Here is a 21,568-nt window from a genome sequence, read left to right as displayed (position 1 = left end):
GACGGCATGTCCATCGAGATGCGCGACACCGACGAGGACGTCTTCCGCGCGGCGGAGGAGCTCGGCATCGACCTGTCCCGGCGCGAGCCGAGCAGCGTGGAGGAGATCTGAGCCTCTCCGGCGGCACGGCCGGAAGCCCGCCCTGACCAGGGGGCGGGCTTCCGGCCGTTCGCGGCCACCGGCGGGGACCCGGTCCACCCGGTCTGCTGCCGCACCGCAGAGGCGATCCGCACGCGGTAGGCCCACCGCCTTCTCGGCCTGCCATCAACCTGCCCGAACTCGGTTCGACTCGGACGCGGCCAGCGCGTGACCTACAATCAGGGCAGTCGTACAGGGCGACCGCCCTAGATCGGAGAGAACGATGATCTCCCCAACGGCCGAGCGCGGGCGCGCGGTCCGGGAACGGCTGCTGAACGCGGCGGCGGAGCTCATCCCCGAACGCGGCTGGACGGCGGTGAGCACCCGGATCCTCGCCGAGCGCGCCGGGGTGACGCCGAGCGTGGTGCACTACCACTTCCCCTCGTTGCCGAGCCTGCTGAACGAGGCCGCGACCAGCCGGATGAGGGAGTTGCTGACCGGGCTGAACGAGCTACTGGAAAGCGCCCGGTCGCCCGGCGACGCGATCGAGACGATGCTCGCGTCGGTCGAGGAGTACACCGGCGCCGACGCCACCTCACTGCTGTTCATCGAGGCGTACCTGGCGAGCACCCGCGACGACGAACTGCGCGAGCGGATCGCCGGGCTGGTCGCCGACTTCGGACAGCGGTTCGGCGGGTGGCTGGAACGGTACGGGGTGCCCGCCCCGTTCGAGACCGCGGCCGTCCTGGCGGCCTCCCTGGACGGCGTCCTGCTGCACCGCGGCCTGGGCCTGAACGCGAAAGATCCCTCGGCGGTGCTGCGCAGGCTCGTCTCCACATCCCCCACGGAGGAACGACAGTGCGAACAGTGATCAGCGGGGCCGGGATCAGCGGCCTGGCTTTGGCACACCGGCTCGCCGCCCAGGGCGGCGAGGTCCTGATCGTCGAGCGGGCCCCGGGGCTCCGCCCCCAGGGATACATGATCGACTTCTTCGGCCCCGGGCTGGAGGCGATCGAGGCCATGGAACTGCTGCCCGCGTTAGAAGAAGCGGCCTACCACTATGACGAGGGACACCTGGTCGACCGGAACGGTCGCCGCCGCGCCACGGTCCGGACCAAGAGCTTTTCGCGTGGCCCGCTGCTGAGCCTCCTGCGCCCCGACATCGAGGCCGTGCTGGCCGAGAACCTTCCGGCCGAGGTCGAGCTGCGCTACGGCACGGCCCTGACCGAGGTGGCCGACCGCACCGATGGCGTGGCGGTGACCCTGCAGGACGGCACCGTCGTGGACGCCGATCTGCTCGTGGGCGCCGACGGGATCCACTCGACCGTCCGCCGGCTGGTATTCGGGCCGGAGGATCGCTACCTGCGCTACCTGGGCCTGCACACGGCGGCGTTCACCTTCGAAGCGCCGGAGGTGCATGCCGCCACCAGGCGCGCGTTCTGCCTCACCGACTCCATCGACCGGCAGATGGGCTTCTACGCGCTCCGCGACGGCCGGGTCGCCGCGTTCGCGGTGCACCGCAGCGCCGATCCCACGATTCCGGACGACCCGCGGGCGGCGATCCAGGGCGCCTACACCGGTCTGGGCTGGGTGACGCCGCGCGCGCTGGAGCAGTGCCCGCCGGCCGAGGAGATCTACTACGACCAGGTCGCGCAGATCGAGCTTCCGGAGTGGAGCACCGGCCGGGTCGTCCTGCTCGGAGACGCCGCCTACGCCGTGTCGCTGATCGCCGGGCAGGGCGCCTCACTCGGCATCGCCGGCGCCTTCCTGCTCGCCGACCGGCTCGCGCATGCACCGACCATCGAGCGGGCCGCCGCCGAGTTCGAGCGCCTGTGGCGGCCCGTGGTCGAGGACAAACAACGCAATGCCCGGTCGATGGCCCGCTGGTTCCTGCCCTCCTCACCGGCCGATCTGCGTGTCCGGCGCGTGATGCTCGGGCTGAGCCGGGTGCCCTTCGTCATGGGGTACGTGACCTCCATCCTCGCGGGCAAGGACACCAGGCTCGCCGACGTCATGCGCCAGGCCTCCGGCACGTCGACCGAACCGGCCGTCGCGTAGCGCCCGCTCGTCCTCGCCGGTCCACGCCTCCTGCTCCCTGACATCGGCCACGACCGTCAGCAGGACGCCTCCGCGTCGCTCAACTGCCTGACGAAGTGCCCGCGGCAGTGGGTGCAGCAAAAGCCGTAAGTCCGCCCGCCGCGCTCTAGGACGACAGCGTCCTGGAGCGGGACGGCGGCGCCGCAGACCGGATCGACGATCATGTCGTCCGAGACTGGGGCCGCACGGCCGGTTTTGGCCTGCTCGATCAGTCGCAGGACGTCGGAGGAGCGCTGGGCCCGGCCGTGCAGGCCGTAAGCGCCCTCGGGAAGGCTGATCACGTGCACCACGGCCCGTGGCTCCGGATTGCCTTCCGCCTGCGCCAGTTCCGCGGTGATGCGGGAGATGAGGTGCTCACTCATCTCCTTTCCCCACATCCCGGCGATCACGTTGACCACGTACCAGGAGCCCTGCGAGGCGTCGAGCAGCCGCCCGCCGGCGTTCCATACCTCCTCCTCGCGCACCACCACATGGCTGAGCGAGTCGAGCAGGTCGATCACGCCGGGATCGGCGGCCACCGTCTCCCCGTCCACGGCCGACAACAGGCGCCGCCCGGTCAGCCGGTCGGCGAGGCTTCGGCGCTCCTGCTCGTCGAAAACACCTGCGGGCACCAGTAGCTCTACGAACAGCATCGTCGATGTGTCCTTCTCGAAGAGAGTCCATCAGTGGAAATGCTTCCGCGCCGAATGCCTCTCCGTCGTCGGCCCAGATGACTCTCCCGGCTACCTCGCCGGTCGTAGCGGGCGGGCGCACTCTACGACGTGGGGAGCAGTGCGCACGGCGGCGATGGCATGGGCCCGCCGTTCGAGAGTTCACCGCGATGAAAGCGCGGATTTCCGGGACAAGTTCACACCGAAAGATCAACGATACCGTTCAAGGCATGGACATCACGGACCTGGCCCGGCCGCTCGACGGCGCGGGCGTCTCGGCGTTCCTGCGGTCGCTTCCCGCCGAACCCTTGCTACTCGGCCTGGGGGAGGCCAGGCACTTCGTGGGGGAGCTGGGCGAGCTGCGCAACGAGATCTTCCGGCATCTGGTCGAGCACGAGGGCTACCGGTCGTTCGCCGTCGAGAGCGACTGCCTCATGGGCCTGCTGGTGGACGACCACCTCACGACGGGCACGGGCACGCTCGACGACGTCATGGAACGCGGCTTCAGCCACGGCTTCGGCGCCTCCCCGGCCAACCGCGAGCTCGTGCGCTGGATGCGCGCGTACAACGAGGAGCACGACGACAAGCTCAGGTTCTTCGGCTTCGACGGCCCGCTGGAGTACTGGGCGGCGAGCCCGCGCCAGGCGCTCACCGCCCTGTACGCCCTCCTGGACGGCCCGCTCCCGTGCACCGCGGAGACCCTCGACACGCTGCTCGGCCCGGACGAGCGGTGGTCGAACGAGGCCACCGTCATGGATCCGTCCCAGTCGATCGGCCGGTCCGCCGAGGCCCAGCGGCTGCGGCTGCTCGCCGACGACCTGGTGGCGCTGCTGGACACCCAGGTGCCGCGGCTGAGCGCGCGGGACCGGGAGCGGGCCGCGCTGTACGGGCGCACCGCCATCGGCCTGCTCCGCTACCACCATGGGATGGCCGACACCTCCCCGGCGCGGTGGAGCCGGCTGGCGGCCCTGCGGGACGCGATGATGGCCGCCAACCTGCGCGCCGTCGCCGAGCGCGGCCCTGCCCTGGTCTTCGCCCACAACACGCACCTGCAGCGGGACAAGAGCCTGATGCGGCTCGGCGACCAGACGCTGGAGTGGTGGAGCGCGGGGGCGATCATCGGGGCGCAGCTGGGCGACCGGTACGCCTTCCTGGCCTCGGCCTTCGGCCGGGTCGGCGGCGACGCCCCGTCCCCGGACACCGTCGAGGGCGTGTTGTCCACGCTGCCGTGGGACCGCGCCGTTGTCGACGCGCGCCGTCTGGCCGGGGCCGTCGACAAGCCGGTCCAGCGCGTCTCCCAGGACTTCGCCTACATCCCGCTGGACCCGGCCAGGCTCGGCACGATCGACGGCGTCGTCTTCCTCAAGCAGGCTGTCACGCTGGACTGACCGGCAGGAGGCGCCGGCAGTCGGCGGCCACTGAACTTACTTTGTAAAGCCGCCTGCTCGATGGAAAACAAACATTCGACACCCAAACCCGGTCAGCTGACAGTAAGCGACCGACGCTGCGGTCGACCGGCAGGGACGGCGGGCGGAGTGGGGGACAGGCGTGCCGGGCGGTGGCCGGTCCTGCGATGATCAGGGCCGACCGCACGCCACCGGCGCCGGCCGTCGGTGGCGTGCCCCTTCGAGGGCGAGGATGCCACCATGACCGATGACAATACGCTCACGCCGATCGACACCACCACGCCGCATTCGGCCCGGATGTGGAACTACTGGCTGGGCGGCAAGGACAACTATCCGATCGACCGGCAGGTCGGTGAGCAGATCCGCCAGGTGTATCCGGGGATCGTGCAGGTGGCCCGGCAGTCGCGCGCCTTCCTGGGGCGGGTGGTGCGGCACCTGGCGGGCGAGCAGGGGATCACGCAGTTCCTGGACGTGGGCACCGGCCTGCCCACGGTGGACAACACCCACGAGGTGGCCCAGCGGATGAACCCGTCATGCAAGATCGTCTACGTGGACAACGACCCGCTGGTGCTGGTGCACGCCAGGGCCCTGTTAGCCGGAACCCCGGAAGGGGTGTGCGACTACATCGACGCCGACGTCCGCGACCCGGAGCGGATTCTGGCCGCGGCGGCCCGCACGCTGGACTTCACCCGGCCGATCGCGTTGATGATGCTGGGCATCCTGGGCAACGTGTGGGACGACGAGGAGGCCCGCGCCATCCGTGACCGCCTGGTGGCGGCGCTGCCGCCCGGCAGCTACCTGGTACTGGAGGACGGCACCAACGCCGTCGACCCGGAGGCGGCCGCCGAGGCCGAGAAGACCCGCGCCGAAGCGGGGGACCCCTACAAGCTGCGCACGCCCCAGCAGATCGCGTCGTTCTTCGACGGGCTGCGACTGCTGGAGCCCGGGGTGGTGTCGGTGTCGCGGTGGCGGCCCGAACCCAGCGCCTGGGGGCTCCCCGAGGAGGTCGCCGCGTTCTGCGGCGTCGCCGTCAAGCCGTAGCCCGCAGAGCGTTCTTCATACGGCGCGGATGGTGCGGGCGATCTCGGCGGGGGGCGGGCCGGCGTGCACCACGCCCAGGCGGCGGGTGGCGCGGGTCAGCGCCACGTACAGGTCGTTGCGCCCGCGCGCGGACCCGGCCAGGATGCCGGCCGGGTCGGCGACGAGCACGACGTCGAACTCCAGCCCTTTGGCCTGCCGGACGCCGAGCACCACGGCCGGTCGGGTCAGGTCGGGGCGCGGGCCGAAGGAGACCCCGGGCAGGACCTCGGCGACCGCGGCGCCCAGTTCGGCGGCCCGTGCCTCAGGGACGATCACCGCCAGGCGTCCGCCTCCGGCCGCCGTCTCGGCCGCCGCCAGTTCGGCCAGCACCTGGGGCAGCGCGGCGCGGGTGGTGCGCGTCCGCCAGGGGTGCACGCCGGTCCGGCGCACCGATCGGGGCGGGGGCGTGCCCGGGCTGATCGCGGCCAGCAGGTCCCCGGCCGCCGTCATGATCTCGGCGGGCGTGCGGTAGTTGACCGACAGCCGGGCCAGGCGGAACCGGTCGCCGACATGCGGGGCGAGCGCCTGTTCCCAGCTGGAGGCGCCGCCCGGGTCCCCGGTCTGGGCCAGGTCGCCGACCACGGTCATCGAGCGGCTGGGGCAGCGCCGCATGAGCATCCGCCAGGCCATCGGGGACAGTTCCTGCGCCTCGTCCACGATGACGTGGCCGAACGCCCAGGTGCGGTCGGCGCGGGCTCGTTCGGCCACCGTGACGTGCGTGGTGTGGCGGTGGCGTTCGGCGAGCGCGCGGGCGTCGATCAGGTCGGCGGCGGTCAGGACGTCGCGCCCCTCGTCCCCGCCGGATCCGCCGCCTGCGCCGGGTCCGGCCGGCGTGTCGCCTGTTCTTCGTGGTGTGGCGTCGCCGGGGCGGGAGGCGGCGGCGATGTCCAGCACGCCTTGGGCGTAGGCGACGTGCCGGGCCCGTTCGCGTGCGGCCTGTGTCCGTGGGGGCTCGTCGTCCTCGCCGAGCAGTTCGGCGGCCTCGTCCAGCAGGGGCACGTCGGCGGCGCTCCAGCCGCCGCCGGGGCGTCGTGACAGCAGGGACCGTTCGTCGGGGGTGAGCCCGGGGGCGGCGCGTTCCAGGCGGGCGGGGTCGGCGTACAGCTGTTCCAGCAGCCGCTGGGGTGTCAGCGCCGGCCACAGGGCCTGCACCGCCGCCCGCACGCCGGGGTCGTCGCGCAACTCGCGTTCCAGGGCGGGCACGTCGGCCGGGCCGAGGAGGTCTCCCGGTCCGGACCGGCCGTCGGCAGGGTCGAAGACGCCGTCCATGGCGGCCAGGTCGGCGCTGATCGCCTCCCGGACGCCGGACTCGGCCAGTACGTCGGCGATGTCGGCCTCCAGACGGTCGGCCAGGTCGCGGGCGGCGCCGGCCAGCCTCTGGGCGAGATGGGCGGTGATCTCGCGGGCGAAGACCTGCCGGGCCCGGTTGTAGGGCAGACCGGTCCGCGCGGCGCGTTCGACGGCGCGCCGGCACGTGGCGCCGTCCAGGCGCAGGCGCTCGCCGCCCGCGTCGACGGTGACGCCGTCGCGGGACGGGGTCCGCCGTTCGCGCACGGCGGCGGCCACCACCGCGGCCATCTCGGCCCGGCCTTTGACCTCGGCCGTCGCGGCGCTTTCCACCCGGTCGGCGTCGACGCCGGGCAACAGCCCTGCGACGGTCGACAGCAGCGCGCCGGTCTCGCCGAGGCCGGGCAGCACCCGGCCGATGTAGGTGAGGAAGGCGGCGCTGGGGCCGACGACCAGTACGCCGCCGGAGGCGAGCCGGGGCCGGGTGTAGAGCAGGTAGGCGGCGCGGTGCAGGGCGACGGCGGTCTTGCCGGTGCCCGGGCCTCCTTGGACGACCAGGACGCCGTGGTGGTCGGAGCGGATGACGGCGTCCTGCTCGGCCTGCAAGGTGGCCACGATGTCGTGCATGCGGCCGGTCCGCTCGGCCGATATCGCGGCCAGCAGCGCGGCCTGGCCGACCACGGGTACGGGGTCACCGGTTTGCACGGGTTCGTGGTGGGCGGAGGCAGGGGACCCGGTTGCGGTGCCTTCGGCTCCGGTGCGGCCCGGCCGGGTGGCCGCGTGCGGCGTGGGGGCGTCCGTGGCGGCCCGGTCGCAGGTCGGCCCGCCGCCGGGGGGCGGCTCGTGCGGCGGCTCGCCGAGGATCTCGTCGTCCACATCCACCACCTGCCTGCCCCGGGTGAGGATGTGGCGGCGACGGCGCACCCCTTCGGGGGCTAGCGCGGTGGCGACGTAGAACGGCCGGGCGGCCGGGGCGCGCCAATCGATCATCAGCGGGTCGCCCGCGTCGTCCTGGGCGCGCAGGCCGATGCGGCCGATGTAGCGGCGTTCGCCGTCGCGCAGGTCCAGCCGGCCGAAGCACAGGCCCTCCTCGGCCGCCTCCAGCCGGGTCAGCCGCTCGGCGTGGCAGGCGACGTCGGCGTCGCGTTCCGCGCGGGCCTGCGGGGTGCCGCCGCTCTCGCGCAATGCCGCCGCCAGCCGCTCCCTGGTCTCGGCGCGCAGCGCGTCGAGCCGTTCGTACAGGGTGTGCAGGTGGCGCTGCTCGGCTTCGATCTGCGTGCGCAGGCCGTGGTCGTCCTGGGTCACCGTGGTCCGCCCTGTCGTGTGCCGTGCCGGGTCATGCCTTGGGATCAGCCCAGGGTGAGGTATGGCGGGAGCCGAAGACCAGTCTTGTTCTTCCCCGCCGCGTCAGCCGTGTGGTGTTTCCGCTGGTCACAGGTTTACCGGTTTCGCGGTCCCGCAGGGCCGGCGGCAGGGGGAAACGGGTCGGGCGGGGCGTCAGGCTGCGCGCAGGCAGAAGGGATGTCCGGCCGGGCTGGCGTAGACGCGGCTGCCGGTGCGGGTTTCCGAAGTGATCTCCTCGGTGGGCCGCAGCCGGGTGGCGCCGGCGTCGGTGGCCGTGCGGTCGGCGGTCGCGAGGTCCTCGACTCCGAAGTCGAGGTGCATCTGCTGGGAGGTGCCGTCCGGCCAGCTCGGGGCGACGTGTTCGGGGGCGGACTGGACGACGATGACCGGGAGGCGGGGAGCCTGGATGAAGTGATGGGTCGGCGTGCGATGGATCGATCCACCGAGCAGCCGGTGCCAGAAGGCGCTCTCCGCCTCGATCTCGGCAGCGTCGATGATCACGGAACTCAGGGTGATGGACATGGTGATGGTCCTGTTCTTCGCGCTGGTACTGGTCGGTGCTCAGACGGTCGGGATGATGCCGCCGTCGACGCGGAACTGCGCCCCGGTGAGCCACTTCGCGCGGCCGGAGGCGAGGAAAGCGATCATCTCGGCGACGTCCTCGGGATCCCCGGGGCGGCCCATGGGAACGTTCAGGTGGTCCACGATCCGCCGTGTGACCTCCTCGGTGGTCACGCCCTGCTTCTCGGCCATGTGCCGGAGGTGGGCGGTGGCGCCGTCGGTGACGACGAAGCCGGGAAGGACGCAGACCACACGCACCCCGTGCGCGCCGACCTCGGTGGCCAGTTCGCGACTGTAGGTGTTGAGCGCGGCCTTGGCGGCGGCGTAGGACGCCTCGGTGCGCTGGGGCAGTTGGCTGGCGATCGAGGAGACATGGACGACGACGCCGGAGCCCCGCTCGACCATTCCCGGTACCAGAGCCCGGTCCAGGCGCACGGCGCTGAGGAGGTTCATCTCCAGGTCCGCCTGCCAGGATGCGTCGGACCGGCTCAGGGTCGGCGCCGGGGTGCTGGCCGCGCCGGCGTTGTTCACGAGCACATCCACTCCGCCCACCTGGTCGACGACCCGGCGGCCGAGCTCGGCCACGCCCTGCTGCGTCGAGAGGTCCGCCGGTACGAAGGTGGCGCCGCCGTCCTCCTCGGGCCGGCTGCGGGAAGCCGTCAGCACGGTCGCGCCCGCGGCGACGAAGCGGCGCACGGTTGCCGCGCCCAGGCCCCGGCTGCCGCCGGTGACCAGCACTCGCAGGCCTTCCAGGCCCTCGTCGGTGTCCGGCATGGAGATCTCCTCCGTAAGATGAACCTGACTCCGGAAACAGTACACGTAAACGGAATCAGACTCATCTTATGGGGGTTGCCTTGCCTGCATCACGCCCGCTGCGCGCCGACGCACGACGCAATCGCGAGGCACTGCTGTCCGCAGCCCGACAAGCGTTCCTCGGCGGCGACACCGACGCACACGTGGAGGAGATCGCCCGCAGTGCCGGCGTCGCCGTGGGCACGCTCTACCGCCATTTCGAGACCCGCGAGGCGCTGATCGAGGAGGTCTACCGCAAGGAGGTCGACGACCTGTGCGCCGCACCCGGCGACCTGCTGCACCAGCACGCCCCGGACGAAGCTTTGCGGCGGTTCCTGCTGCTGCTTGTGGACCACGCCGCCGTGGGCAAGGGGATGTCCGTCGCGCTGGAGAGCATCATGGCGACGGACTCACCGGTCTTCGACGACGCCCGCACCCGCATGGGCGACGCCTTCACCCAGCTCCTCGACGCCGCCAGCGCGGCCGGCACCGTCCGCGACGACGTCACCGGCCCCACCCTCCTGCGGGCCCTGGGCGGCATCTGCTCCATGCGCGTGACCGAGGGATGGCTCGACGAAGCCCGAAAGATCACCACCGTCCTCCTCGACGGCCTGCGCCACGTGGCCCCGCGCTCGAGCTGAGCCGAAGGACGCGCGTGCCCGGCGCGTTACTCCTGCCCGCTCCCGTCGTCGTCCTCGTCCAGTTCCGGAGCGTCCGGATCACGCAGCGGGCGCAGGACTCCGACGGCCGGGGTGGAGGCGGTGAAGCCGCAGGTCGTAGGCGCGGACCTGGTTGGTGACCAGGGAACCGGCGACCTTCAGCATGTCCGGCCAGTGCGTGATCACCTTGTTCAGGTTCACGCGGTTGCGGGCCAGGTCCTCGACCGCTCCGTCTTGGGCCGCTCGGTATACCGCTTCACCACCGACGCATCCTCGATACCGAGCTGCGCAGCCAGGTGCTCGACCACCGGCTGTACCGATGTTCCCCGAGGCCGTGGAAGGCGGCACAGCACACCAGCAGCGCCGCCGCGAACGCCGGCAGCCAGGCCAGGCGGGCCGACAACCACCCGTGGTCGTCGGGCGCGGTGTGCAGGCCCGGCAACCGGCGGCCCGACAGCAGCCCGGCCGCGGTGACCGCGATCATCGCGGTCTGGTGCCACAGGAAGACCGTCATCGCCGACAGGTTGGCCAGCGCCACCGTCCCCCACAGTGCGGGACGGCGCAGCACCCGGCGCAGCGGGCCCAGCGCCAGCAGCGCCGCCCCGCACTGGGCCAGGCCGAAGGCGGCGGCGGCGAGCGTCGGCGGGGACTGGTTGGAGATGGGAGCGCCGGGCACCCCGACCATGGCGGCCGGGTAACCCGCCCAGACGATGAGCGCCGTCGTCGCGGCGCCGCCGCCGAGCAGCAGCGCCCATCCGGCTCCGCGTCCGCACAGCCGGCCGCGCGCCCACGCCGCACCCAGGCAGTACGGGACGAGCCAGCCGGCCGCCACGTTCACCCAGCCGACCCAGCCGGGCCCGCCCAGCCCGTAGCGGACCAGGTCGGCCGCCGCGACCACCGCCAGCGGCCACACCGGATGCAGCCGGGCGGCCAGCGGCGTCGCCGCCGTCAGCGCCGCGAACACCAGCAGGAACCACATCGACGACAGCACCGTTTTGACCAGCGAGTACACGGTGTCCGGGTCGGCTCCGGCGGCCAGCATCACTGCGGCGGCGACACTCCACACCGCCAGTAGCGCGCCCACCGGCCGAAACAGCCGGCCCACGCGCGCGGCGAGCCACCGCCGGTGGCTCAGGCCGCGGGCGCGGGCCCGGGCACTGCCTGCCGCCGCCACGTGCCCGCCCACCAGGAAGAAGATCGCCATCGTCTGCAGCACCCAGGACAGCGGGGCGAGCTGAGGCATGTGCCGCAGAGGGCTGGCGACGCGGATCGCGCCGCTGCCGGCGACCAGGGCCGTCACCAGCCAGTGCCCGAGCACCACACCGCAGATGGCTCCGGCGCGCAGCGCGTCCAGGCCCCGATCACGGCCGGCGGGGGTCGCCTCCTCGATCCGCCGGAGAAGTTCAGCCGCCATGACGCACCTGCCACCGCGCCTGCCCGGCGACGACGCGGGCGATGCTGTCCAGTGCCACGCCGGGTCTGAGGTAGTCGCTGTGTCCGGCGTCGCCCGCGGCGAAGACCCGGGCGCCGAACCGGGGGGAGACCGGGTCGGTCCCGAAGCCGACGCCGATGCCGGTGAAGGGAACGCGCAGCCGGGTGTGCGGCACGTGAGCCACCCAGTCGCGGGTTCCCCGGCCGGCCCACACCGTGGCGGAAGTGCGCAACGCGGCGGCGTCGGGCGCCGCGGCGCCCGCGCTGCCGTACAGGACGATATCGCTCACCCGCAGCCCGGAGGCGGCCTGTGCGCAGACCACCGAGCCGTAGGAGTTGGAGGACATCCTCACCGCGATCCGGGTGGTCGCCGCAGGGGAGGCGCTGATCGCGCCCAGCGTCACCCGCCGGTTGATCGGGGAGTTCGCCGGACGGCCGGTGCGGGTCGCGGCGCCGCGGCATCCCCGCCTGGAGGGTGTCACCGCGCGTGAGCGTGAGGTGCTGACCCTCATCGGACGCGGCATGTCGAACGCCGAGATCGCCGCGGAACTGGTGATCAGCGTGGCCACGGTCAAGGCGTACGTGACGCGACTGCTGGCCAAGCTCGACGCCCGCGACCGCGTACAGCTGGTCATCCTCGCCTACGAGGCGGGCCTGGTCTCGGTGCCCTGACCCGAGCGGACGACCGGAGAGGGCGGTCGCGGGAGGTGTGCGCCGGTGAGCAGGCCGGCGCGCTTCAACGCGGCTGTTCGGCGGGGTGTGCCGGCTGGGGGGCTGCCAGGCTGGCAAGCAGCTTGAGCCGCTCTTCGGAGGTGCTGCCCGGTTCGGCGGTGTAGATGGTGAGATCGTACACCGTCCGGTGTGAGGTGGGCAGGGCGAGGGACTGGTAGGTCAGCTCCAGGTCGCCGACCTGGGGGTGCCGCAGCCGCTTGCCGCCGGCGTGGCGGATGCGCACGTCGTGGGCGGCCCACTGGCCGCGGAACGCGGTGCTGAGCGTGGACAGCTCACCGACGAGGTCGCGCAGGGCCCGGTCGTGGGGCTCGCGTCCGGCCTCGGCGCGCAGCAGGGCGGCGGCGACGGCGGTGGCCGCGTCCCAGTCGACGAAGAACCGCTGGGAGCCCGGGTCGAGGAAGACGTAGCGTGCGAGGTTGGCGCGGCCGTGCCGTGTGCTGGCATGGCTGTCGAAGACCGGCGCGAGCAGGGCCCGAGCCAGCGCATTGTGGGCGACGATGTCCTGGCGGCCGTTGCGTACGAACGCCGCCGACATCGTCATGGAGTCCAGCAGCCACTGGACGCGCGGCGGGACCTGGACGTCCTTGCAGCGCGAAGGTGCGCGGCGGGCGGGCCGGGCGGCCTGGGCCAGGTCGAACAAGTAGGTGCGTTCGTCCTGGTCCAGGCGAAGGGCCTGGGCGACCGCGTCGAGCACCTCTTCCGATACGCCGCTGATGTGGCCCTTCTCCAGCCGGGTGTACCACTCGGTACTCACACCGGCCAGCACCGCGACCTCCTCACGGCGCAGCCCGGGAACACGGCGCCGACCGCCGGCGGGCAGCCCGACCTGCTCGGGGGTGAGCCTGGCGCGGCGGGTGGCGAGGAAGTCCCTGATCTGGGCGCGGTGGCCGGGCCGGTCGTCCATGCCCTCCACAGTAGTCGCAGGGTTCGCGCGGGTGGCGGCGGTGAAGGGGGTTGAGCTTGTCCCCCCGGTGAACGCACTCTGCCTCGCGTGCGGCCGGGCGGGTTTCCTGGGAGCAGCACGTACGAGGCGCCGCCAGCACCTGGCCGCCACCACCTGAGAGAAACGACCATTTGGAACGGAGAACTTCTGATGCGTGCGACCGTGATGTACGGCGCCGGCGACGTCCGCGTCGAGCAGGTACCCGACCCGGTCATCAAGCTGCCCACCGACGCGCTGGTCCGCGTCACCGCGTCCTGCGTCTGCGGCAGCGACCTGTGGCCCTACGCCGGGATGAAACCGGAGGACGGCCCCGCCCGGATGGGGCACGAGTTCATCGGCATCGTCGAGGACACCGGCCCGGAGGTGACCACCCTCAACCGGGGCGACCTGGTCGTGGCGCCGTTCGCCATCTCCGACAACACCTGCCGGTTCTGCCGCGAGGGCCTGCACACCTGCTGCACCAACCCGCAAGCCCGCTTCTGGGGCGGGCCGTCGTTCGAGGGCGGCCAGGCCGAGGCGGTCCGCGTCCCGCTCGCCGACGGCACCCTGGTCAAGCTGCCCGTCGAAGCGGACTCGGCCCTCCTGCCGTCCCTGCTGACGCTCTCGGACGTCCTCGGCACCGGCCACCACGCCGCTGCGGCCGGCGGCGTCGACCGGCGCACCCGGGTCACCGTGATCGGGGACGGCGCCGTCGGCCTGCTGGCGGTCCTGTCGGCCAAGCGCCTGGGCGCCGAGCAGATCATCCTGATGGGACGCCACCAGGCCCGCACCGGCCTCGGCCGCGAGTTCGGCGCCACCGACGTCGTCTCCGCCCGCGGCGAGGAAGGCATCGAGGCGGTGCGCGAACTCACCGGCGGGCACGGCGCCCACGTGGTCCTGGAGGCCGTCGGCACCATGCCCGCCTACCAGCAGGCCCTCGGCGTCGTCCGCCCCGGCGGCGTCATCAGCCGCGTCGGCGTCCCCCAGTACGAGGACGCGCCGATCGGCATGGGCAGCCTCTTCCGCCGCAACGTGCGCCTGACGGGCGGACCCGCGCCGGTCCGCGCCTACATCGAAGAACTGATGCCCGACATCCTGGACGGCGCCATCGAACCGGGCAAGGTCTTCGACGCCACCACCGACCTGGACGGCGTCCCGGCCGGCTACCAGGACATGGCCGACCGCAAGACCCTCAAGGTCCTCATCGAACCCTGACTCCCGAGGCGCGACAGCGGCGAAGTTCCGGCTGGCCCGTACCCCCGCTCCGGGCGGACCCGGCACCTTCCCTGGCCTGGGAGACGCGCCTCGGACATGTCACGGGCCGCCGAAGCTTCTGGATTTCTACCCGGGTGTGGTGCTTGAGCCGGTGTGTTGCCGGTAACCGCCGGGCGGTGACCCGTACTGGCGTTTGAAGGCATGGGTGAAGGTGTACTGCGAGCTGTAGCCGACCTGCCGGGCGATCGTGTTGACAGGAGCGTCGCAGGTGCGCAGGAGCCGGGCGGCGGTGATCATCCGCCACCATGTCAGGTAGGTGAGCGGTGGCCGGCCGACCAGATGGGTGAACCGCCGGGCGAAGGCGGCGCGAGACAGGCGTGCCCGCGCGCCCAACTCCTCGACCGTCCATGGCCGGCCGGGGTCTCCGTGAATGGCGCGCAGGGCGGCGGCGACGGCGGGGTCGTGCAGCGCCGCGGCCCAGCCGGTGGCGGAGTGGCCGGAGACCCGCTGTTCTTCGAACCACGCGCGCAGGATGTAGAGCAGGAGAAGATCCAGCAGGGTGAGCAGGATCGTGTCGGAGCCTGGGCGGGCGTCGCCGTCCAGCTCCACCCCGAGGAGCTCGACCGCGGCCCGCAGTTCCCTGTGGCGCCCTACCCGCGTCGGCAGGTGGACGACCTCGGGCAGGTCGTCCAGCAGCGGATGCGGCCCGCATCCGTCCAGTAGGTAGGCGCCGCAGAGCATGACGACCGTCGGCGGCCGGTCGGCGACGGTTTCCTCGTCGCGGCCGTCATGGACCCCGGTGGGCGTTGCGGGCGGCTCGTTTCCCGGCGTGGACGGGTCGCGGGCGAGATCGTGTGCGGAGGCCAGACCGTGTGCGGATCCGCGCGGCAGGAACGCCACGTCGCCCGGCCCGAGCACGATCGGCTCGCCCTGCGACGGGATGAGCCGGCACGTCCCCTGCAGAACGATGTGGAATCCGGCGGACGGCACCGCCGCGAACCGCTGGGCGAAGGGGGCGGACCTGGTCACCCGGCCCGAGTGGGGGCGACCGGTACGCGCCGCGCTCACCACATCAGACAGAACATCCACGCAGCCAACATAACCAACAGTGACCTCGATCGAGACGATGACGCAAACATCACAGCGGATCGCGCATTCAATCGTCTTACGTCAGCGCCTTACTGTGCTGATGGCCGAGCAACGGCGCAGCTCCGACCGTGGAGAGACACATGAAGATCGCCGTCTATGGCGCGAGTGGATACCAGGCAAAACTCGTACTCACCGAACTGGCACGACGCGACATCGAGCCGGTCCTGGCCGGACGTGACCTCACGCGCCTGAACCAGGCCGCCTCGGCCGTGGGCCTTTCCGGCGTGGAACGACGTGTGGCGCTCACCAGCGACCATGAGGCGCTGGTGAGCGCGTTCCGCGGCTGCGCCGGCGTCATCAACTGCGCCGGACCCTTCACCTCCTGCGGTGAGGCCGTGGTCCGCGCCGCGATCGCCGCCGGCTGTCACTACGTCGACACCTCAGGCGAGCAGCTCTACGTCAAGAAGATCTTCGACACCTTCGGCGCGGAGGCGCAGAACGCCGGGGTCACCGTGGTGCCCGCTGCCAACGACGGCTGCCTCCCGGCAGACCTCATGGCCCACATCCTGGCCGGCCGCCTCGACCCCGTCGAAGTCGAAGAGATCATCATCACCCACGTGGTCGTCGGGGGCGGCGGCATGTCGCGCGGCTCACTGCGTTCAGCGGCCGAAACGATCGACGCCATCAAGACGGGAGGCATGGCCTACGACGACGGCGACTGGCGCCCCGGCACGCCCGCCCGCCACACCGAGATCACGCTGCCCGGACAGTCGCAGCCGACCCCGGTGACGGCCTTTCCCATGTCGGAGGTGGTGACCATTCCCCGCCACATCCGCGTCCGGCATGTCCAGGGCCTGACCCAGGCGGCGCTGGGCGACCGGCTGACCACCCCGCTCACACCGGAGATCATCGAAAGCCTGCCTGAAGGACCCGATGAGGACAGCCGCCGCACCCAGCGTTTCACCTGCGTGCTCGACGCCACCAGCGCCGACGGCCGGCGTGCCCGAGGCGTCGTCCAAGGTCCCGACACCTACGGCACGACCGCGGTGATCGCCGTCGAAAGCGCCCGCCGTCTCATCGCCGACCCCGCCAAGCCGGGAGTACTCGCACCCGCCCAGGCCTACCACCCGGCCGCCTTCCTCGACTCCCTCGTCCCACACGGGATCAACTGCACCATCGAGGACGCGCCGGCGACCTGACACCGAGCCTCTTCCGGCCGGTTCCGGCTCGCCGGTACGTGCGCTACAGATCGCGGACGGCGGACGGCCTCGGGCGGCGCGCGGAAAACCAGATGAAGCGGGACGGCCGGCAAGGCACAGTTGTTGAGTGATGTCCGATTTCGCTGCTGGCTTCGTGCCAGGTCTTCCCTTGTCGCGCGCGTTCTACACGGAGGTTGTCCGTCCGCTCATCGGCCAGGTGCCACACAGCGCCGCGCTGATCGGCCCCGGCTCGGAGGTACTGGCGTTCGACACCGAACGCTCGGCCGACCACGACTGGGGACCCCGCGTGCTGGTGTTCGTCCAGCCCGGACAGGAGACCGCCCTGTCACAACGGCTGGGAACCGCGCTGCCCGAGCAGTTCCGCGGCTATCCGACCGTTTTCGGGTCCGACCGCAACCCGCCCCGCCACGGCGTGGTGGTCACCGTGTTCGAACAGTGGGCGCGGTCCCGCCTCGGATTCGACCCCCGCGGCCCGATCGGCACGACCGACTGGCTCGGGGTGTCCTGGCAGCGGCTGGCCGAGGTGACCAGCGGCGAGGTCTTCCACGACGGGCTGGGAGAGCTGGCGGCGGCCAGGGCCAACCTGCGCTGGTACCCCGACCAGGTGTGGCGCCACGTCCTGGCCTGCCAATGGCGGCGGGTCGGCGAGCTGGAAAGCTTCCCCGGCCGGTGCGGCGAGGTCGGCGACGACCTGGGGTCGCTGCTGGTCACCGCGCGCCTGGTGGAGGAGCTCATGCGCCTGTGCCTGCTCATGCGCCGACGCTACCCGCCCTACGCCAAGTGGCTGGGCAGCGCGTTCGCCCGGCTCGGCGGGTCGGCGGAACTGGGGGAGATGTTCGCGGCGGCACTGGCGGCACGCGGCTGGCGCGAACGGGAAGAGCACCTGTGCCGGGCCTACGAACGGGTGGCGGCGCTGCACAACAGGCTCGGCCTGACCGAACCGCTGCAGCCGTCGGTGCGCGCCTACTTCGACCGGCCGTTCCGGGTGATCGGCGCCGACCGGTTCGCCGAAGCGCTGCTGGGCACGGTGGACCCCTCGGTGGCGGGCCCGCGCGCGACCGGATCGGTGGACCAGTTCTGCGACAGCGTGCAGGTGCTGGGCGACAGCGCCCGCTCCCTGGCCGTCTCCCGCGCGCTACGCGATCCGAGCGGGCCGTGACCGCCGCGATCGCGCTCACGCCGACCGCCGACCCCGCCGAATCGGGAGCCGCCGGCGTGCACCAGACCGCGCTGCCCGCCGGCGCCTCACTCCCGCCGTACTGGCCACCGGATGCGTCTCGAACATCCAACGGCACAGCGTGGCGTCCGCGCCGACCCCGTCATCGCCGAGGCCATGGGAAGCCCCTCACCGGCGGCCTCGCTTCGCGGCCAAGTCTCTGTCTTGACCGACCACCCTTGCGGTGACATGACCGGCACCGGGCGGCCGGCCCGTACCTGAGGACGACAGCCGGACGGGGGAGCGGAACACCAGCCCGCCCCCCGGCAGTGACGCTCGAACCCCGGGCTCGGGGACTCGTCAGCGTCGAGGCCGAGCCGGACCGGCGGCCCCCCGTACACGACGGCGTTGGCCGGCAGCTCCGCGACCACGAGAACCACGTCGTCCGTGAGGGACCACAGCGACCACGCGACCACAAACTGCCTGGCCATGGCGCGGATCTGGCCGATCATGGCCGGGTCGTCGGAGGCGGCTACCAGCGGTGGTGGACCTGCGGGCGGATCAGCTCGTCGTACACCCCGGCCACCGCCGCGTGCGTCTCCGCCGACAGAGCCGGCAGCTCCGCGGCGGCGGCGTTGGCCACCGCCTGCCGCCCGTTGCGGGCACCGGGGATCACCACGCTCACCTGCGGATGGTCGATGATCCAGCGCAGCGCGAACTGCGCGGTCGACATCCCCTCGGGAACCAGCGGCTTCAGACGCTCCACCGCCTTCAGCCCGGTCGCGTAATCCACCCCCGAGAACGTCTCGCCCACATCGAACGACTCACCGTGCCGGTTGTAGGCGCGGTGGTCGTCGGCGGCGAAGCTGGTGTGCTCGTCATACCGCCCCGACAGCAGGCCACTGGCCAACGGCACCCGCGCGATGATGCCCACCCCCGCCTCCGCCGCGGCAGGAAGCACCCGCTCCAGCGGCTTGAGCCGGAAGGCGTTGAAGATGATCTGCACGGTCGCCACGCCCGGCCGCGCGATCGCGGTCAACGCCTCCTCGCAGGTCTCCACGCTCACCCCGTAGGCGGCGATCCGGCCCTCCTGCACCAGCGTGTCCAGCGCGTCGTACACCGCCTGCTCGCCGTACACCGGCGTCGGCGGGCAGTGCAACTGCACCAGATCGATGACGTCGACGCCGAGGTTCCGCCGCGACCGGTCATTCCACGCCCGGAAATTGTCCAAGGTGTACGCCGAGGGCACCTGCGCCACCCGCCGCCCCATCTTGGTGGCCACCGTCAGACCGGGCCGCTCCTTCAGCAACCGGCCGACGATCTGCTCACTGCGCCCGTCCCCGTACACGTCAGCGGTGTCGATGAAGCTCACCCCGGCGTCTACGGCGGCGTGCAATGTCGCCAGAGCGTCGTCCTCGCTGACCTCACCCCAGTCGGCGCCCAGCTGCCACGCCCCCAGGCCGACGACCCCGACCTGCCTGCCCGTTCTCCCCAACTCACGCTTTTCCACACGCCGATCGTACGGCCCACGACCCGCCGCCCATCACCAGGGCCGACCCCACGGCCACGGGCCCGGCCCGGGCGGCGCGCTACGCGCCCGGCCGCCCCCGCAGCAGCGGATGGGCACGCATCGCCACCTCCAGCTCACCCGGCAACTCGTCCCGGTAACGCCCCAGCGTCGCCAGATCGCTGTGACCCAGCACCCGGCGCACCGCGTCCATGTCGACCGCGTCGGCCAGCAGATGCGTCGCCGTCGTATGCCGCAGCCCATGCGGCGTCACCGACCTGCGCTGCGCCGGATCGACCCGCCGCTGCACACGGTCGATCACCGCCTGCACATCACCCCTCGCCAGGCGCCGCCCCCGCCACGACAACAGCAACGCCTTCTCGGACGTGACCGGCCGGGCACCGGCGAGGTAACCGTCGAGCACCTCGGTGACATCGGCCGGCAACGGCACATCACGCGTCTTGCCGCCCTTGCCGAAGATACGCCAATAACGCACACCATCGTTGGTGTAAAAATCCTCCACGTTCGCACGCACCAGCTCGGACACCCGCGGCCCCACCGTCGACAGCAACAACACGATCAGCGCGTCACGCACCTCGGTGCGCTGATCACGCCGGCCGCCCTCGGGCTTGGACACCGCCTGCTCACGCGCCGCACCCACCAGCCCCTGCGCCTGCTCACGCGTCAGCGCCCGCCGCTCGGCGCGCAACCCGCCGCGCTCCTTCGCCGTGACCGTCGCCGCCGTCATCGGATTGACCTGCACCCACCCCGACAGCGCCGCATGCTTGAAGAAAGCCGACACCGACCGCCGGAACCGCGACTGCGACGACGGACTCTGCGAGGCACCCGCGGGGGAGGAGCGCCGCCCGTCGGGCTTGCGAGCGAACGCCAGCAGCACCGCGTCGACATCCTCACCCGACAGATCGTCCAGCACCCGCCCCACCCCAGCCAGCTCGGCGAAGGTGGCCACATCGCGCCCGTACACCTCGGCCGTCGCGGGGGACAGCGCCCCGGTCACCGTCTTGGCGCGCACGAGCTCCACATAACGGTCGACGCACTCCTCCACGGTGAGCCGCTTCAGCTTCACGGGCCGCATAGATCAGTCCTTCCGGCGGGCAACCACGGCACCGTACCGGCCCCGACCGACAATTTCGCCGCCCACCGCCCTGACGGACCTTCTCCACCCGCCCCGGCGGCAACGCGCCCTGTCGACGCGGCCGCCGCTCAGACGCCGTCCGCCGCGTCCGCCGCATCCGTCTCGTCCGGCGGTCCCGCCGGGCGCAACCGGTCCAGCACGCCGTACGCCGGATTGCCCCGCGCCGCCGCCCGCACCTCACGCGCCGTCGAAGCCACATACGCCTGACCGGTCACGATCGAGGAATGGCCGAGCAACTCCATCAGCTCGTGCGCCGAAGCCCCCCGCTCGGCCAGCCGCGTGGCGAACTCGTGCCGCAACGCGTGCACCAACGTGCCCTTCTGCACACGATCATGGATGCCCGCATACCGGTAACACTGACGCACCAGATACTGCAGCCCGCCACGCCGCAACGGCTCGTTTCTGGTGTCGACCAGCAACGCCGCGGAGCGGGGGAGCGCGGCGGGCCCGAACCGGCGCGACCGGCTGGCCAGATACTCCTCGATGAGATGCTCGATGGGCGGCTCGATCGGCAACGACCGGGTTTTGCCGCCCTTGCCGACCACCTGGATCCTGCGATCTCCGGTGGCGCCGCCGATCGACCCCAGCGTCAGCCCCAGCAGCTCGGCCGAGCGCATCCCGGTGACCAGGGCCAGCGCCAGCACCACCAGGTCGCGCTCCACCCACGGGTCGCGGGCTTTGCGGGCGCCGGCCGCCACCCGCTCCAGCAGGGTCTGCGAGGCCGTCCCGTCGCCCAGCAGCGGCTTGGGCGCCTTGGCCGGCTGCTTGGGCCGGGGGACCGCCGCCATCGGATTGCCCTCCAGCATGCCTTCGGCGACACAGAACGTCAGGAACTGGTTCCAGGCGCTCCACGCGCGGTTGACGCTGGCCGCCGAACGCGGCTCGGCGAACTCGGCGAACGCGCCGCGCACCAGGCGCCCGCTCAGGTGACGTACCTCGAGGTCGAGCGCCGGGACTTCGGCCAGGCCTGCGGCGATGCCGGCCACCAGGTGCAGGTCACGCTCATATCCGGCGATCGTGTGCGGGGAGAGCTTCTTGGTGCGCAGTGAGGAGATGAACTCGGCGGCGGCCTCGGGCAGTCGCATCAGCACCAGGGGATCACGCTCATCCACCATGGGTTTCACTCTCAGGCAAGCGGCGACCTCCTGGAAGCGGCGCACATGGCTGCGATTATGCATCAAACCCG

21 protein-coding genes are annotated in these 21,568 nt (G+C 72.1%); 9 read left to right on the top strand and 12 right to left on the bottom strand.

The annotated features are described in order from the left end of the window. Positions 1 to 361: 361 nt before the first annotated feature. Together ACZ6QO_RS14045 and ACZ6QO_RS14040 are read left to right on the top strand one after the other, a co-directional pair. Complete coding sequence (locus tag ACZ6QO_RS14045) at positions 362 to 949, top strand: TetR/AcrR family transcriptional regulator (RefSeq protein ID WP_465850685.1); 588 nt, start codon at positions 362 to 364, stop codon at positions 947 to 949. Continuing rightward, complete coding sequence (locus ACZ6QO_RS14040; protein ID WP_465850683.1) at positions 937 to 2,136, top strand: FAD-dependent monooxygenase; 1,200 nt, start codon at positions 937 to 939, stop codon at positions 2,134 to 2,136. The genes ACZ6QO_RS14045 and ACZ6QO_RS14040 overlap by 13 nt, the downstream gene beginning before the upstream one ends. Before the next feature lie 56 nt (positions 2,137 to 2,192). On the opposite strand, the gene ACZ6QO_RS14035 is transcribed toward ACZ6QO_RS14040, so the two are convergent. Next, positions 2,193 to 2,807 carry a hypothetical protein gene (locus ACZ6QO_RS14035; protein WP_465850681.1) on the bottom strand — a complete coding sequence of 205 codons (615 nt, stop codon included), beginning with the start codon at positions 2,805 to 2,807 and terminating at the stop codon, positions 2,193 to 2,195. 248 nt (positions 2,808 to 3,055) lie between these two features. Between ACZ6QO_RS14035 and ACZ6QO_RS14030 the strand changes: the two genes are divergently transcribed. Both ACZ6QO_RS14030 and ACZ6QO_RS14025 read left to right on the top strand, forming a co-directional pair. Continuing rightward, positions 3,056 to 4,213, top strand: coding sequence for an erythromycin esterase family protein (locus ACZ6QO_RS14030; protein ID WP_465850680.1), 1,158 nt, complete (start codon positions 3,056 to 3,058; stop codon positions 4,211 to 4,213). A 258-nt stretch (positions 4,214 to 4,471) separates the two neighbouring features. Further along, positions 4,472 to 5,272, top strand: coding sequence for an SAM-dependent methyltransferase (locus tag ACZ6QO_RS14025; protein ID WP_465850678.1), 801 nt, complete (start codon positions 4,472 to 4,474; stop codon positions 5,270 to 5,272). A gap of 15 nt (positions 5,273 to 5,287) precedes the next feature. On the opposite strand, the gene ACZ6QO_RS14020 is transcribed toward ACZ6QO_RS14025, so the two are convergent. The 3 genes from ACZ6QO_RS14020 to ACZ6QO_RS14010 form a co-directional block, all read right to left on the bottom strand. After that, complete coding sequence (locus ACZ6QO_RS14020; protein WP_465850676.1) at positions 5,288 to 7,903, bottom strand: HelD family protein; 2,616 nt, start codon at positions 7,901 to 7,903, stop codon at positions 5,288 to 5,290. A gap of 192 nt (positions 7,904 to 8,095) precedes the next feature. Further along, a complete protein-coding gene (locus tag ACZ6QO_RS14015) occupies positions 8,096 to 8,443 on the bottom strand; it encodes a VOC family protein (protein WP_465850674.1) in 348 nt (115 codons plus the stop codon). 60 nt (positions 8,444 to 8,503) lie between these two features. Then, entirely contained in the window at positions 8,504 to 9,277 is a 774-nt protein-coding gene (locus tag ACZ6QO_RS14010; RefSeq protein WP_465850672.1) for an oxidoreductase, read from the bottom strand. 80 nt (positions 9,278 to 9,357) lie between these two features. On the opposite strand from ACZ6QO_RS14010, the gene ACZ6QO_RS14005 reads away from it, so the two are divergent. Beyond that, positions 9,358 to 9,936: a TetR/AcrR family transcriptional regulator gene (locus ACZ6QO_RS14005; RefSeq protein WP_465850670.1), complete on the top strand. Its 579-nt coding sequence runs from the start codon at positions 9,358 to 9,360 to the stop codon at positions 9,934 to 9,936. A gap of 78 nt (positions 9,937 to 10,014) precedes the next feature. On the opposite strand, the gene ACZ6QO_RS14000 is transcribed toward ACZ6QO_RS14005, so the two are convergent. Genes ACZ6QO_RS14000 through ACZ6QO_RS13990 form a run of 3 tightly spaced genes read right to left on the bottom strand, consistent with a single transcriptional unit; the run spans position 10,015 to position 11,732 of the window. After that, a complete protein-coding gene (locus ACZ6QO_RS14000) occupies positions 10,015 to 10,302 on the bottom strand; it encodes a Tn3 family transposase (RefSeq protein ID WP_465850669.1) in 288 nt (95 codons plus the stop codon). After that, complete coding sequence (locus ACZ6QO_RS13995) at positions 10,211 to 11,368, bottom strand: acyltransferase family protein (RefSeq protein WP_465850667.1); 1,158 nt, start codon at positions 11,366 to 11,368, stop codon at positions 10,211 to 10,213. The genes ACZ6QO_RS14000 and ACZ6QO_RS13995 overlap by 92 nt, the downstream gene beginning before the upstream one ends. Then, complete coding sequence (locus ACZ6QO_RS13990) at positions 11,358 to 11,732, bottom strand: alpha/beta hydrolase (RefSeq protein WP_465850666.1); 375 nt, start codon at positions 11,730 to 11,732, stop codon at positions 11,358 to 11,360. Before ACZ6QO_RS13990 ends, ACZ6QO_RS13995 begins: the two co-directional genes overlap by 11 nt. On the opposite strand from ACZ6QO_RS13990, the gene ACZ6QO_RS13985 reads away from it, so the two are divergent. Next, positions 11,722 to 12,057 carry a LuxR C-terminal-related transcriptional regulator gene (locus ACZ6QO_RS13985; RefSeq protein ID WP_465850665.1) on the top strand — a complete coding sequence of 112 codons (336 nt, stop codon included), beginning with the start codon at positions 11,722 to 11,724 and terminating at the stop codon, positions 12,055 to 12,057. The two genes, ACZ6QO_RS13990 and ACZ6QO_RS13985, sit on opposite strands and share 11 nt — an antisense overlap. Positions 12,058 to 12,121: 64 nt before the next feature. Here the strand turns inward: ACZ6QO_RS13985 and ACZ6QO_RS13980 are convergent, their stop codons facing one another. Further along, entirely contained in the window at positions 12,122 to 13,021 is a 900-nt protein-coding gene (locus ACZ6QO_RS13980) for a helix-turn-helix transcriptional regulator (RefSeq protein ID WP_465850663.1), read from the bottom strand. Between the two features lie 189 nt (positions 13,022 to 13,210). Between ACZ6QO_RS13980 and ACZ6QO_RS13975 the strand changes: the two genes are divergently transcribed. After that, entirely contained in the window at positions 13,211 to 14,254 is a 1,044-nt protein-coding gene (locus ACZ6QO_RS13975; RefSeq protein WP_465850662.1) for a zinc-dependent alcohol dehydrogenase family protein, read from the top strand. Positions 14,255 to 14,380: 126 nt separating this feature from the next. Here ACZ6QO_RS13975 and ACZ6QO_RS13970 read toward each other — a convergent pair whose 3' ends face one another. Further along, positions 14,381 to 15,343, bottom strand: a complete 963-nt coding sequence (locus ACZ6QO_RS13970) for an AraC family transcriptional regulator (protein ID WP_465850660.1) — start codon at positions 15,341 to 15,343, stop codon at positions 14,381 to 14,383. A 140-nt stretch (positions 15,344 to 15,483) separates the two neighbouring features. Here ACZ6QO_RS13970 and ACZ6QO_RS13965 point away from each other — a divergent pair, with 140 nt between their 5' ends. After that, positions 15,484 to 16,542, top strand: a complete 1,059-nt coding sequence (locus ACZ6QO_RS13965; protein WP_465850658.1) for a saccharopine dehydrogenase family protein — start codon at positions 15,484 to 15,486, stop codon at positions 16,540 to 16,542. 217 nt (positions 16,543 to 16,759) lie between these two features. Then, a complete protein-coding gene (locus ACZ6QO_RS13960; protein ID WP_465850657.1) occupies positions 16,760 to 17,722 on the top strand; it encodes a DUF4037 domain-containing protein in 963 nt (320 codons plus the stop codon). A 529-nt stretch (positions 17,723 to 18,251) separates the two neighbouring features. Here the strand turns inward: ACZ6QO_RS13960 and ACZ6QO_RS13955 are convergent. The 3 genes from ACZ6QO_RS13955 to ACZ6QO_RS13945 form a co-directional block, all read right to left on the bottom strand. Then, positions 18,252 to 19,229, bottom strand: a complete 978-nt coding sequence (locus ACZ6QO_RS13955) for an aldo/keto reductase (protein ID WP_465850655.1) — start codon at positions 19,227 to 19,229, stop codon at positions 18,252 to 18,254. A 79-nt stretch (positions 19,230 to 19,308) separates the two neighbouring features. Beyond that, positions 19,309 to 20,322 (bottom strand): tyrosine-type recombinase/integrase, encoded by a 1,014-nt coding sequence (locus ACZ6QO_RS13950; RefSeq protein ID WP_465850653.1) that lies wholly within the window; start codon positions 20,320 to 20,322, stop codon positions 19,309 to 19,311. 128 nt (positions 20,323 to 20,450) lie between these two features. Beyond that, the gene (locus ACZ6QO_RS13945) at positions 20,451 to 21,497 is read right to left on the bottom strand and encodes a tyrosine-type recombinase/integrase (RefSeq protein ID WP_465850651.1); all 1,047 of its coding nucleotides are present in this window, start codon (positions 21,495 to 21,497) and stop codon (positions 20,451 to 20,453) included. Positions 21,498 to 21,568: the final 71 nt, after the last annotated feature.

This window comes from Sphaerisporangium sp. NPDC049457, from assembly GCF_055586705.1.
Note: the sequence above shows the minus strand (reverse complement) of the source record. Positions and strands in the feature narration are given on the sequence as shown.

Excerpts from the sequence above, each read along its gene's own strand:
- ACZ6QO_RS14035 (WP_465850681.1), bottom strand. The coding sequence starts at position 2,807 with ATGCTGTTCGTAGAGCTACTGGTGCCCGCAGGTGTTTTCGACGAGCAG.
- ACZ6QO_RS14010 (WP_465850672.1), bottom strand. The coding sequence starts at position 9,277 with ATGCCGGACACCGACGAGGGCCTGGAAGGCCTGCGAGTGCTGGTCACC.
- ACZ6QO_RS13990 (WP_465850666.1), bottom strand. The coding sequence starts at position 11,732 with ATGTCCTCCAACTCCTACGGCTCGGTGGTCTGCGCACAGGCCGCCTCC.
- ACZ6QO_RS13975 (WP_465850662.1), top strand. The coding sequence starts at position 13,211 with ATGCGTGCGACCGTGATGTACGGCGCCGGCGACGTCCGCGTCGAGCAG.
- ACZ6QO_RS14045 (WP_465850685.1), top strand. The coding sequence starts at position 362 with ATGATCTCCCCAACGGCCGAGCGCGGGCGCGCGGTCCGGGAACGGCTG.
- ACZ6QO_RS13965 (WP_465850658.1), top strand. The coding sequence starts at position 15,484 with ATGAAGATCGCCGTCTATGGCGCGAGTGGATACCAGGCAAAACTCGTA.
- ACZ6QO_RS13950 (WP_465850653.1), bottom strand. The coding sequence starts at position 20,322 with ATGCGGCCCGTGAAGCTGAAGCGGCTCACCGTGGAGGAGTGCGTCGAC.
- ACZ6QO_RS14025 (WP_465850678.1), top strand. The coding sequence starts at position 4,472 with ATGACCGATGACAATACGCTCACGCCGATCGACACCACCACGCCGCAT.
- ACZ6QO_RS13995 (WP_465850667.1), bottom strand. The coding sequence starts at position 11,368 with ATGGCGGCTGAACTTCTCCGGCGGATCGAGGAGGCGACCCCCGCCGGC.
- ACZ6QO_RS14030 (WP_465850680.1), top strand. The coding sequence starts at position 3,056 with ATGGACATCACGGACCTGGCCCGGCCGCTCGACGGCGCGGGCGTCTCG.
- ACZ6QO_RS13945 (WP_465850651.1), bottom strand. The coding sequence starts at position 21,497 with ATGGTGGATGAGCGTGATCCCCTGGTGCTGATGCGACTGCCCGAGGCC.
- ACZ6QO_RS13980 (WP_465850663.1), bottom strand. The coding sequence starts at position 13,021 with ATGGACGACCGGCCCGGCCACCGCGCCCAGATCAGGGACTTCCTCGCC.